This window comes from Hoeflea sp. EC-HK425 (genome assembly GCF_902498795.1).
Classification (GTDB): Bacteria; Pseudomonadota; Alphaproteobacteria; order Rhizobiales; family Rhizobiaceae; genus Hoeflea; species Hoeflea alexandrii.
The window spans coordinates 69098-81543 of sequence record NZ_LR701553.1; the positions used below are offsets into that span (position 1 = coordinate 69098).

Annotated in this window: 12 protein-coding genes; 5 read left to right on the forward strand and 7 right to left on the reverse strand. The window is 58.3% G+C overall.

The window, feature by feature from the left end:
- Positions 1-62: 62 nt before the first annotated feature.
- From trbJ to trbB, 5 genes are read right to left on the reverse strand one after another with little or no spacing between them, the layout of a single operon-like run.
- Entirely contained in the window at positions 63-863 is an 801-nt protein-coding gene (trbJ, locus tag SPHINGO391_RS01210) for a P-type conjugative transfer protein TrbJ (RefSeq protein WP_152007218.1), read from the reverse strand.
- Positions 835-3279 (reverse strand): conjugal transfer protein TrbE, encoded by a 2445-nt coding sequence (locus tag SPHINGO391_RS01215; RefSeq protein WP_152007201.1) that lies wholly within the window; start codon positions 3277-3279, stop codon positions 835-837. The genes trbJ and SPHINGO391_RS01215 overlap by 29 nt, the downstream gene beginning before the upstream one ends.
- Before the next feature lie 6 nt (positions 3280-3285).
- On the reverse strand, positions 3286-3585 hold the full coding sequence (locus SPHINGO391_RS01220; protein ID WP_152007202.1) for a conjugal transfer protein TrbD: 300 nt from the start codon (positions 3583-3585) through the stop codon (positions 3286-3288).
- Positions 3578-3952, reverse strand: coding sequence for a TrbC/VirB2 family protein (locus SPHINGO391_RS01225; RefSeq protein ID WP_152007203.1), 375 nt, complete (start codon positions 3950-3952; stop codon positions 3578-3580). The genes SPHINGO391_RS01220 and SPHINGO391_RS01225 overlap by 8 nt, the downstream gene beginning before the upstream one ends.
- The gene (trbB, locus tag SPHINGO391_RS01230; protein ID WP_152007204.1) at positions 3942-4913 is read right to left on the reverse strand and encodes a P-type conjugative transfer ATPase TrbB; all 972 of its coding nucleotides are present in this window, start codon (positions 4911-4913) and stop codon (positions 3942-3944) included. The genes SPHINGO391_RS01225 and trbB overlap by 11 nt, the downstream gene beginning before the upstream one ends.
- Before the next feature lie 514 nt (positions 4914-5427).
- Here trbB and repA point away from each other — a divergent pair.
- From repA to repC, 3 genes are all read left to right on the forward strand, one after another.
- Positions 5428-6615 carry a plasmid partitioning protein RepA gene (gene repA, locus SPHINGO391_RS01235; RefSeq protein ID WP_152007205.1) on the forward strand — a complete coding sequence of 396 codons (1188 nt, stop codon included), beginning with the start codon at positions 5428-5430 and terminating at the stop codon, positions 6613-6615.
- Positions 6616-6690: 75 nt separating this feature from the next.
- Positions 6691-7689 (forward strand): plasmid partitioning protein RepB, encoded by a 999-nt coding sequence (gene repB / locus SPHINGO391_RS01240; RefSeq protein ID WP_152007206.1) that lies wholly within the window; start codon positions 6691-6693, stop codon positions 7687-7689.
- A gap of 191 nt (positions 7690-7880) precedes the next feature.
- Positions 7881-9197 (forward strand): plasmid replication protein RepC, encoded by a 1317-nt coding sequence (gene repC / locus SPHINGO391_RS01245; protein ID WP_152007207.1) that lies wholly within the window; start codon positions 7881-7883, stop codon positions 9195-9197.
- A gap of 240 nt (positions 9198-9437) precedes the next feature.
- Here the strand turns inward: repC and SPHINGO391_RS01250 are convergent, their stop codons facing one another.
- Positions 9438-10541 (reverse strand): Fic family protein, encoded by a 1104-nt coding sequence (locus SPHINGO391_RS01250; RefSeq protein ID WP_152007219.1) that lies wholly within the window; start codon positions 10539-10541, stop codon positions 9438-9440.
- A gap of 248 nt (positions 10542-10789) precedes the next feature.
- On the opposite strand from SPHINGO391_RS01250, the gene SPHINGO391_RS01255 reads away from it, so the two are divergent.
- The gene (locus SPHINGO391_RS01255; protein WP_152007208.1) at positions 10790-11023 is read left to right on the forward strand and encodes an AbrB/MazE/SpoVT family DNA-binding domain-containing protein; all 234 of its coding nucleotides are present in this window, start codon (positions 10790-10792) and stop codon (positions 11021-11023) included.
- Entirely contained in the window at positions 11020-11424 is a 405-nt protein-coding gene (locus SPHINGO391_RS01260; protein WP_152007209.1) for a type II toxin-antitoxin system VapC family toxin, read from the forward strand. Before SPHINGO391_RS01255 ends, SPHINGO391_RS01260 begins: the two co-directional genes overlap by 4 nt.
- A gap of 54 nt (positions 11425-11478) precedes the next feature.
- On the opposite strand, the gene SPHINGO391_RS01265 is transcribed toward SPHINGO391_RS01260, so the two are convergent.
- The coding region (locus tag SPHINGO391_RS01265) for a site-specific integrase (RefSeq protein ID WP_152007210.1) at positions 11479-12446 on the reverse strand (968 nt) is incomplete at its 5' end.

Consider the following 12446-nt stretch of genomic DNA (forward strand, 5'->3'; position numbering starts at 1 on the left):
AACGAGGATTCCGCCGATTCCGATGACTGTGAGGACGATCGCCATGAAAATAATGGACCTGTTCACCAGCGCGGCTCCATTTCCTGCCCACCCGAGGTGGAGGGCGTGGTCGACTTGAAGAATTCCTCGCGACGGTTCTGGGCGAGGTCTTTGGCCGCTTGTTCGGACTGATACCAGGTGCCCATCATCGTCACTTGCTGGGAGACGAGTCCCCGCAGCTTCTGGGCCTGGGCGACCTGCTGGGCCGCAATCTGGTGGCCAAGCTGAAGCGCTTGCATTTGACCGACCGCGCTTTGCGACATCGACCGCAACTGGCTCATCGTCGATTCCTCGGAGCTGAACTGGTCCGCAGTCAGTCCGGCCGCCTTAAGCGTTGCGGCAATCGTGTCGCGATTGGTGTCCGACCAGGTCTGATAATTTGCGGAAAACGTCTCGCCGCTGGTGAGCCCCGACTTGAAATCGGCAAAACTTTGGAACCGCTGCCGAAGCACATCGTCAGCATTGCCCATCGAGAAAGCAATTGACTGACCCTGATTGACGAGGCCGCGTAGCCTGTTGAGATCGCTTTCCACCTGACCCCAGACCTGGTTCGGAAGGGTCAGCGTGTTCTGGAGCATGTTTTCGTAAATCTTCAGCTGGTTCTGGATCTGCTCCGCCAACTGCGTGATCTGCGTTATTTGATTGCCGATCTGCTCGGTCGACTGCCCGACGAGACTGACAAGCTCGGTATTGTTCAGGATCTGCGTCCATTCGGTCGCCCCGCCCGTCACGGTGCCGGCATCGGCATGAACGATCGGCAACCACGCGGCCACCGTCAGAGCCGCGACGGCTATTTTAGTCGATCGAGAGAATGCGTTTCGCATTGTCCACTCCCCTTGTCCGCAACCAGTGCATGGGCCAGTCCGGTCCATGCTGTTGGCTGAGTTCATTGATGTGCTTGAGATCTTGCCTGCCCGAGGCGCCGACAAAGGCGAGCGCGACGGGTCCAAGTGTCATGTCGAACAGACGCCGCCCTTCTGGAGACGCGACGTAGTATTCCCGCTTCGGAATGGCGGTTGCGACGATCTCGATCTGCCGCTCGTTGAAACCGATCCGTTCGTAGAATTCGCGGGTTCCGGGTTCCCGAGCGGCGCCATTCGGCAGGCATATCTTGGTAGGGCAACTTTCCTTGAGCACATCGATAATACCGGACTGCTCGGCATCCGAGATAGACTGCGTGGCGAGAACGACGGCGCAATTGGCCTTTCGCAGGACCTTCAGCCATTCCCTGATCTTGTCACGGAATGTTGCGTGGCCAAGCATCAGCCAGGCCTCGTCGAGGATTATCAGACTTGGGTTCCCGGTCAGGCGCTTTTCTATCCTGCGGAAGAGATAGAGAAGGACGGGGACGAGATTGCGCTCGCCCATATTCATGAGTTCCTCGACCTCGAAGGTCTGGAACATCCCAAGCGTCAGCCCGTCTTGCTCGGCATCAAGGAGCTGTCCCATCGGACCGTCGACCGTGTAATGGTGAAGCGCGGTCTTGATCTCGCGCATTTGAACGCCACTCACGAAGTCCGAGAGCGATCTGCCGCGCGCCTCGGCCATCAGGGCGATCTGACGGGCGATCGCGTTGCGGTGGTCGGGTGTGATGCTCACTCCCTGCATGGAAACAAGCGTTTCGACCCATTCGGCCGCCCATGCCCGGTCCCCGTCGGTTGAAAGCTCGGCCAGCGGACAGAATGCGAGCGCACCCTCCCCTGCCCCGATCTCATAGTGATCGCCGCCGGCGGCCTTGGTCAGCGGGTAGAGCGACTTGCCTTTATCAAAGGCGAAGATTTGCGCCGCTTCGTACCGGCGGAACTGTGCCGCGATCAGCGCTAGCAAGGTCGACTTTCCCGACCCCGTCGGCCCGAAGATCAGCGTATGGCCGACATCGTCGACATGCAGGTTCAACCGGAAGGGAGACGAGCCGCTGGCGACTTGCATCAGCGGCGGGGCATTGGGAGGATAGAACGGGCATGGGGCGGTCGCACTGCCTGCCCATACGGAATTGATCGGAATGAGGTCGGCGAGATTGCTTGTATTGATGAGCGGCTCGCGGACATTGGCATAGGTATTGCCGGGTAGGCTGCCGAGATAGGCCTCGGTGGCATTGAGCGTCTCGATACGGGCGCCGAAGCCTTCTGCCTGGATCAGCCGTCGGACAGCCTCCGCCTGATCGCGCAGACGAGCTTCGTCGGTGTCGAACATGACGATGACCGGCGTGTAATAGCCATAGGCGACAAGCTGCGACGAGGCAGCTGCAATTGCATCCTCGGTTTCGGCCACCATCGTCATGGCGTCCTGGTCGACCGATCGGCTCTGGGTCTGGAAGAGCTGGTCGAAAAATGGCCGGACTTTCTGCTGCCACTTCTTGCGCGTGCGCTCGAGCTTCTGGCGCGCCTCCTGATCGTCGAGAAAGAGGAACCGGCTCGACCAGCGATAGGTGAGCGGCATCAGGTCGAGCGAATTGAGGATCCCAGGCCAGCTCTCGGCTGGGAAACCGTCAATGGCGACGACCGTCAGATAGGTGCCATCGACCATAGGAGAAAGCCCATGATGGAATTCTGCCGTGACCAGCCAATCGAGATACATCGGGATCGCCGGCAGGCGGACGGGGTAGTTCTCACCGAGGATGCAGAAGCGGATGAACTGGAAGAGCTCGTCATAGCGCGCCTCGCTTCCTGTCTCCGGATCGCTAACTGTGCGTGTCACCATGCGCCGGATCGAAAGCACGTTGCCGAGATACTGCTCGACCTCACGGATCGAGGTCTGGAACGAATTGAGGACGCGGTTCGCATAGGTCTCCGATCGGCTTGCCTCGTCGGAATAGACATATCGCGCCATGGCCGACCGGCGCGGTTCCGGTGGCCGATAGGTGAGGATAAGGGCGTGCTGGCTCTCGTAGTGGCCGCGCTCTGCCTCGAAATGTGCACGACGCTCTTCGTCGATCGCCCGTGTGACCGGATCGGGGAAATGGCAGGCGTCACGAGCCGGATAGGCCGTCGTCGGCACGCGGACCGCCTCAACCTGGATCATCCATCCGGTTCCGAGCCGTGAAAGGATCGTGTTGATCTGGCGCGACACCTCGTTTCGCTCGACATTGGTCGAGCTCTCCGAATCCGGTCCCGCGAAATACCAGCCCGCCATCAGTGAGCCGTCCTTCAGCAGGATAATCCCGTCGGCGATCAGGCCTGCATAGGGCAACAAGTCGGAAAACGACGGTTTTGAGTTTCGGAATTGCTTGAGCGCCACCATGAGAGGTCAGTACCTCCGCCATGGCGACGATGTCGTCAGGTAGGCCGGTCGGTAGCCGATGTGGCGCAGATAGACCTGCCGCATCATCGGATCGGCCTTGGCCATGATCCGGAGGATCCCGACAACGGCGATCCAGATAGCAATGCCGAGCAACACCGAGAACCAGGTCAGCACCACGAAGATGAGAATGACCGTGGCGAGCGCGGTCAGAAGCACGAGTTCGCGGTCGGCGCCCATCAGATGGTTCGGCCGCGACAATGCGCGATGGATGGGCGAGCGGGAAAGGGGTGCGCCGGCTTCAGCCATCAGTCCCCTCCCCTCGCCCGCCCGGGGCTGCCTGATCTGGGAGGCCGATCGAGGCACCCGATGCGCCGAACAGTCCGACGATCTGGGTCGCGCCAAGCAGAATGCCTGCGACAAGGACGACATACATCAGCCGCCGCGCGAAGTCGTTGAGTTCACCGCCGAATATCAACATGCCCCCGGCGACCGCGACGGCGGCGAGTGCGATGAAGCCTGCAACCGGGCCGGTAATCGATTCCTGGATCTGCTGGAGCGGTCCTTCCCATGGGAGGCCGCCGCCGGAACTTGCGAGAGCTGGAGACGCGACGCCCACGCAAAGCAAGGCAACGATCGCTCCGATAGAGGCGTTTCGGCGGAAGTTATGCGGCATGGCTGTCCTCGTCGATCTGGGAATTGTGGTCTGTTTCGTAAGTCGCGCCGTCGAAACCGGTAACGCGCATCACGTCACGCACACGCCGACCGGTCGCCGTTCGTTCAATGGACACGATGAGGTCAACCGCTTCGCCGATCACTTCCCGCATCGGCTGCTGGCTCACCTCGGCGGTCAGTTGTTCCAAACGCCGCAGCGCGGAATGGGCGGTGTTGGCGTGTATGGTGGTGATCCCGCCCGGGTGGCCTGTGTTCCACGCCTTGAGAAGGGTCAACGCGGCGCCGTCCCGGACTTCGCCGACGATGATGCGGTCGGGGCGCAAACGCATCGTGCTTTTTAGAAGCCGCGCCATGTCGGTGCTGTCGGTCGTGTGCAGGCAAACCGCGTTCTCGGCCGCGCATTGGATCTCGGCCGTGTCTTCCAGAATGAGCAACCGATGCGATGGAGCGGACTGGACGATTTCGGCGATGACTGCGTTGGCCAATGTGGTCTTGCCTGACCCCGTTCCACCAGAGACGACTATATTCAGCCGTTCCTGAATGGCGCGTCGAATGAGGCTTGCCTGAAGCCTGGTCATCACCCCGCTGCTGACATAGTCCGCAAGCGGGATCAGACGGGATGCGCGCCGGCGAATGGTGAAGCTGGGTGCCCTCACCACCGGGGGAAGCAAACCCTCGAACCGATGCCCGCCGATCGGCAGTTCACCGGAAATAATAGGCTGTTCGTCATCCGCCTCGGTCTGCAGGGCGTGCGCAACGCTGCCGATGATGATCTCAGCCGCGCCCACCTGCAGCGCGCCAATCTTTGCCATCCCCTCGCCCAGCCGCTCGACAAACAGCCGTCCGTTCGGGTTGAGCATGATTTCAACGACATCGTCGTCCTCGAGTGCCGCGCAGATCGCATCTCCGAGCGCCTCACGCAGTTTTCGGACCAATCGGGAGTGGGAGGAACTCGTGCTCATCGATCTACTCCAATTGGCGAATTTTGGTGCCGCTCGGCACGGCCAAATCCTGTTTGCATCGCGTCCACCGTTGCTACTTGCGGGTGAGTTGCGGTTTTGATCGAATGAGAGAAACCGGTCACCCCGGCAGAACTGCCGGGGTGAGCGACGTAGTGACGTGGGGCCTTTGAGCTTAGGATATGTCTGACCAACGGAACTGAGTCGCAGGAAAATCGGTTGTGTTCTTTATGGGTTCCTCTTTCGAGGCTGAAGACCCGGTGTTTGGTTGAGGTCCCCCCGGCAAATCTGCCGGGGAATATTCCGTTCGAACATGGCGCGAGAATCTTATCTAACAATATGAAAATACTAGGAAAAAAGGCCCCTCTTCGGATCAAGACGTGTTGCCGTCTGACGAGGTGTTTAGTTTCTGTTAACCTTATTTTCCTTGCCTGAAACCGAGAATCGCACATACTGGCGCCAAATCATCCGAAATGCCGTATTTGGCGCTATTTTCTATGTATGAGGTTCTCCAGGCATGTCGGCCCTTCCAACTTTTGAGTTTGACGACAAGATTCTGGCCCAAGGTGCGGAAATTTCGCGCAAGCTCGACCAATTGCGCGTCGAGAAATTTCCAACGACCGGGCAGAAGACGCTTCGCCGGTTCACGATGGCTGAGGTAGCGCACTACCTCGGTGTCAGCCCGAATAACCTGAAACGCCTTCACCTCGAGAACAAGGGCCCTGAGCCTTTTGTCGGAAGTGGCGGTAGACGGTTTTACACCGCTGAGCAGATGTCAGAGCTACGAGATTATCTCGACAAGAATGGCCGTTCGGATGCAAAGCAGTACGTCCCTCACCGCAAGGTCGGCGAGAAACTTCAGGTAATTGCGGTGGTGAATTTCAAGGGGGGGTCTGGGAAAACGACCACGGCCGCACACCTCGCGCAACATCTGGCGCTGACGGGGCATCGGGTATTGACCGTTGACCTGGACCCCCAAGCCTCCTTGTCCGCGCTCCATGGATTTCAGCCTGAACTCGACAAGAACCCGTCGTTTTACGATTCCATACGATACGATAACCCCGTCTCTTTGGAGCAAGTGATACAGCCGACCAATTTTCCACTGCTCGACATAGTTCCTGCAAATCTTGAGCTGCAGGAGTACGAGTACGACACGCCGCTCGCAATGCAGTCCCCTTCTCAAGAGGGCAAGCGGTTCTTCACACGCATAGCGAGATCACTCGAAACGGTGGATGATCGGTATGACGTGGTCGTCATCGATTGCCCGCCTCAACTCGGCTACCTGACATTGTCGGCGCTTTCAGCCGCCACATCAGTACTGATCACGGTACATCCACAGATGCTCGACCTCATGTCCATGAGCCAGTTCCTCTTGATGCTCGGCAACATCCTAAAATCGATCAAGAAGGCCGGAGCTCATGTGCGCCTCGATTGGCTACGCTACTTGATAACGCGCTACGAGCCGACGGATGTCCCACAAGCACAGATGCTGGGGTTCATGCAGTCGATGCTAGCCGAAGAAATTCTAAAAAATCCTATGCTCAAGTCGACCGCGATCTCTGACGCTGGACTAACCAAGCAGACGCTCTACGAGGTCGAGAGGTCAAATTTCAGCCGCGACACCTACGACAGAGCCATTGATAGCATGGACGGCGTCAACTTTGAAATACAGGGCTTGATCCACAAAGCGTGGGGGCGTCTTTGATGTTGACTGCCGTCAAAACCACTGAAAACCGCAAGGATTTCAAAACCGTAAGCTGTTTTAGAGGAATTTAGACTGATGGCCCGGAAGAATCCCTTTGCAGGCATCATGGATAAGGAGGGCGAGAAGCCCGAGAATTCGGTTGCTCTTGACTATACCATCAAGGGTGCGTCGCGCTCGATCATCAGCTCGATAGATGAAATGGCCTCTCACGCTGATAAGCTGCTGGAGGGTGAAACGATAGTGGAGGTGGACCCTGACCTGGTTGACGAGTCTTTCGCCCGTGACCGCGTAAACCTTGGTAAGGCCGACTACGAGGCGGACTTCAACCAAGTACTCGAATCCATTCGGCTGTCAGGACAAAACACGCCCGCTTTGATGCGCCCCCATCCGACCGTGCCAGGCCGTTACATGCTTGTTTTCGGTCGGCTACGACACCGTGCGGCCAAGGAGCTTGGAATAAAGCTTCGCGCGGTCGTCAAGAAGATGTCCGACCGGGACCATGTGATCGCTCAGGGACAGGAAAACAATGCGCGGTCCAACACCTCCTTCATTGAGAAGGCACTCTTTGCATCAGACATTGTGCAGAAGAGATACGATGCTGATAATGCGACCGCTCTTGCTGCGATCGGTGTCGACAAACCAACTCTGTCGAAGATGCTATCTGTTGCTTCTATCGAGCCCGAGATTATCAGTGCGATCGGTAGGGCGAAGGCTGTTGGTCGCGACAGATGGTATGAACTCAAGCTTCTGCTCGACAAACCCGGAAACACCGACATCGCACTAGATATCGCGACTGGCTCGGACTTCGAAGAGCTTTCAAGCGAAGAACGTTTTGACAAGGTTGTTGCTAAGCTAAAGTCCTCGAAAGGATTGAAGTCGAAAAAGCAGCGCCCGGCAGAAAACGCTTGGAGTTTGTCGAATGACACGGTCAAGGTGTCGACCAAAGACACGGGCCGCGCATTCACTCTGGCTTTAAAATCGAGGGATGCTTCTAAGTTTGGCGCCTATTTATCCGACCGGCTAGAGCGCCTCTATCAGGAATTTCAGGACAACGGCAAGGAGGGCGGCGACTGATCAATCGGCCGTTTCCGAACGGCTACCAGAAATTTGGCAAAGAAAAAGGCCACCGAAATCGCTTCCGGAAGCCCATTCCCTGTTTTGCAGCTAGAGAATCGCACTTCCCGGAATCACAGTCAAGGCTCTTTTGAGTCGTGAGCGCCGTTTCGGCGAGCAGTTTTCTATTGCCTAGCAATAGGTGAAAGAAAATGCAGACGCATATCTCCACGACGCCCTTTGGGCGGCGGCCGATGACCCTTGGCCAAATGGCAAGCCAAGTCACCGCGAAATCTATACCCGAAGGGGCAACGGTCGAGAAGTGGAAGGCCTTCCGCTCGATTCGTGAAGCTCGGGACCTTCTGGGCGCCACAGACCGGTCCCTAGCCATTCTCAACGCGCTCCTGTCGTTCCATCGAGAGAGCGAGCTGTCGGGCGACGGAACGCTGGTCGTTTGGCCGTCGAATGAACAACTCATGGCACGCGCGAATGGTATGCCACCCACGACGCTGCGCCGGCACCTGGCCGTCCTCGTCGATTGCGGACTGATCATTCGCAGAGACAGCCCGAATGGAAAGCGTTTCGCGCGCAAGGGCCGGGGAGGAGAGATCGAACAGGCCTATGGCTTCGACCTCTCGCCGATCGTGGCCCGCGCCGAGGAGTTCGAGCAACTCGCGGAAGCGGTTCAGGCCGAGAAGAAAGCCTTCAAGGTCTCCAAGGAACGCCTGACACTGCTTCGTCGGGATGTTGTGAAGATGATCGACGCCGGCATTGAGGAGGGCGTTCCAGGCAATTGGGGCCGTATTGCTCAGATCTACCAGGAGATTATTGCACGGCTTCCTCGCACGGCACCGCGCCAGGTCATCGAAAGCCTTTGCGACGAGCTCCAGGAGTTGTGGACCGAGGTGCATGACATGCTGGAACTATTCACAAAAACACAGAATATGGACGCCAATGAGTCCCAATCTGGACGCCACATACAGAATTCAAAACCAGACTCCATTTTTGAATCTGAAAACGGCTCTCGAAGAAGAAGTGAAGCGGGCGGCAACGCCCTGGAAAACGATAACCTGCGGAGCTTGCCGAAGCGGGAGCTGCCCTTGGGGATCGTGCTTGACGCTTGCCCGGACCTGATGGACTTGGCTCAGGGTGGTCGAATACGCCACTGGAGTGATTTTTTGGCGGCCGTCGAGGTGGCCCGGCCGATGCTGGGGGTCAGTCCGAGTGCGTGGCGAGAAGCTTGCGACGCCATGGGTGAGGTTCAGGCTGCCATCACGCTGGCGGCGATCCTGCAGCGGTCCGATCAGATCAACAGCGCGGGTGGATATCTGCGCAGCCTCACCGATAAGGCGAGAGACGGGCAATTCTCGACCTGGCCGATGGTAATGGCCCTACTGCGGACCAAGCTGGATGCAGACAAGGCGGCAGCCACGACCGATAGGGAGCCGCCAAACGGCAACAAAGGCGGGGAAGGACAGTATGAGGTCTCGGAAGCGCTTCTGAAATCCTTAAACAAGCCCAGATCGTGATGATGAGCGCTTTGGCTATTGCTGCATTGGCTGTGGTTTCAGCATCGATCAGGCGGGAACGGCGCGCTCGGTCGATAAGGTTCTTGACAAAAGAGGGCGACTATTCCGAGCTACCCGCTGTGTCAACTCACGAAACCACCCAAGCTGACCGGCGATTTCGCGATAGGTGAGATCTGGATTGGACGCATGAATTTCCCCGCGTTCAGCGTCATCTCAGGTGCTGCTTGGCGTTCGGGCGTTTCATTGGTTGTGCCGAGCCGGGCGTTGCTCGCTCAGGAGCGCAAGTAGCGCCGGATTGATGTAAAGATTTTCCCGGCCCGCCTTCATTTCCTGCAGCAGGCCCAGTTCGGTGAGGGCCTTGAGATAGACCGACGCTGCCTGTCGCTTTGCGATGCCGGCCGTCACAAGGTCGCCGATTCGGCAATAAGGGTTCACGAAGATTACCTCTGCCAACTCGCGGGAATAGATTTTGGGCAGATCGCGTCGGATATGCTCCGCGGTTTGATCCAGCAGATCGCGGATGGCGCGAATTCGCGCTGTCGACCAGTTTGCCGTTTCGCGCACAGCCTCCAGTATGTAGAGGATCCAGTCCTCCCACTCCTCCTGAGTCGTGACGGCCAGGAGCCGATCATAGTAGGCGCGTTTGTTCCCTATGATATAGCGGCTCAGATAGAGTACCGGGATGTCCAGCAGGCCTTTGTCAACGAGGAAGAGCAGATTCAGTACCCGTCCTGTCCGGCCATTGCCGTCTATGAAGGGGTGGATAGCCTCGAACTGGTAATGCATCACGGCGAGCCGGATCAGCGGGTCGATGTCCTCAGCTTCGTGAATGTAGCGCTCCCAGTTCGCGAGTTTGTCGCGCAGAAGTGCCTGGCCCTCGGGGGGCGTGTAAATTACCGAACCCGTTGTCTCGTTCATCAACGCTGTTCCTGGCGTTGCGCGGATATCCAGTTCGAAGCCTTTGATGGTCTGGCACACAGTGATCGCCGTGGACGTCGACACGGGCCGCTGTTTGAGCGACTGAAAGCCCTCGCTGAGGGCTGTGCGATAGCGTAATGCTTCCTTCGTCGCAGGATCAGCGTGATTGCCGGCTTCGTTGGCGAAGCGGAACAGCCTGTCGGTGGTAGTGACGATGTTTTCGATCTCCGAGCTCGCCTGCGCCTCGAGCAGCGGAATCGAGTTGATCAGTACGGCCTGGTTGGGAATGAGCTGGCCGGATATGCGAAGCTCGGCCAGTGCTGCACGAGCCTCGATGCAGGCCTTCAGGACTGCCTTCGTCTCAACATCCTCGCGCGGGGGCAGGGGAGGGAGGTCGTTGTAGGGGCGATCCGGGCGAAACGGCATGTCGATCAATCCTTCTTCGAACGACATGTCGGGCGGACATGTCGTCGTTATCGACATATGGCTAATTCGTGTCGACGGAATTGCATTCTATCGACATATAATAAGTGCTACAAGCCGGTTGTTCAGAAGCAGAGGTCTTCTGTAAACGATCGTCTGTAGCCGCTTCACGGCTAGTTGACGATCCAGGGCTTGAAATCCGACCGGCAAAGTAATACCTTGTTGAAATCAGGTATTACCATGGAGCGGACATGACCACCACCGTTACAGCCAAGGGACAAGTGACCATACCAAAACCGGTTCGAGATCTGCTGGGGATCGTTCCGGGAAGCAAGGTTGATTTCCGCCGCGCAGCCGATGGCAGCGTGGTGCTTGCACGTACCGACAATAATCAGCCGGCCACACGCTTCGCGAAGTTGCGCGGCCATGCTGGCAAGGGCCTCAACACCGACGCAATCATGGCGCTGACGCGTGGCGAAGCGTGACGCTTGTCGATACCAATGTTCTGCTCGACCTCGTCACTGACGATCCGATCTGGGCGGACTGGTCGATTGCCCAACTTGAGGCGGCTAGCCTCGATGGGCCGTTATTGATCAACGATGTTGTCTATGCCGAGCTGGCGGTTCGTTACAACCGCATCGAGCTTCTTGAAGCGTTTGTCGATGAGGCAGGACTCGCTATAGCTCCGATGCCACGAGCAGCGCTGTTCCTGGCGGGAAAAGTGTTCACCCAGTATCGCCGGTCGGGTGGATCGCGGACCGGTGTATTACCCGACTTCTTCATCGGCGCCCATGCGGCCGTCAATGAACTGCCGCTGCTCACCCGCGACGTCGGCCGCTACCGCACATATTTTCCTTCGCTGAAGCTGATTACGCCGGACGCCTGAGTGGACGGCTAGTCAAAAAGGCGGGTTCTTTCTTAAAGATAACAGGGGAGGGGATCATAGCCCCGCCGCTTTCGTCAAATTGACGCGGAACCGGTCGCGACGTCGCTGGTATTTCCGGGTCATTTCCGCGGAGGCGTGACCGAGGTGTTTTTGCACATATCGCTCATCGACTTCGGCCGATGAGGCGAGACCGGCGCGCAGCGAGTGCCCAGCGAATTTCTGTCCGCGCTCAGTTTCTGAAAGGTCACCGCGTACGCCAGCCGCGAGGGCGGCGCGTTTGACCAGGCGCGCTACCTCTTGGTCGTTGAGGCGATCCGGCCCGACGTTCTTGCCTTTGCCTGTCACGCGGCGGAAGAGGGGGCCTTTGGCGAGTTTTGCGAACTTGATCCAGGTCTCGGTGGCAACGACCGGGCATGTGGTGTCGGCAGACCCGCGTCCGACCTCCACCTCGCGCCACCCCGTTTTGCCGCGCAGTGTAATGAGAAGCCCCTTGTCGAGAACCTCGATCCAGCCACGGCCATCTTCGGTCTGGTCACGCCCAAGATCAAGGCCGGTAATCTCTGATCGTCGCAAGCCGCCAGCAAATCCAATCAGCAGCATTGCCCGGTCTCGTAGACCACGCAGGGTTCCGCGGTCCAACGTCTCAAGCATGGCAATCAGGTCTTCCGGCAGCAACGCTTCTTTCTGACGGGGAGGGGCAGCGTGTGTGTTGCGAATGCCGGCCATCACTGTGGCGATGGCGCGATCTCTTCGATCAAGCATCATGCCGCGTTGGGTACAGTTCCAGCCAATCGCGGCCAGGCGCCGTTCGATCGTCGAAACGGAGTTTGGCTTGCCGCCGCGCGTCGCCGTGCCAATGGCACTGCCAGAGGCGCAGGCGGTGATGTAAAGGCCAACAACTTCCGGATCCGGGGGGAGGGGGGCCAGATTCTGGCGGCGGCACCAGGCGGAAAAATGCTTCCAGTCGGACGCGTAGGCGCGGCGTGTGTTTGCGGAACTGGCGGCCTCGACATAGCCACGCG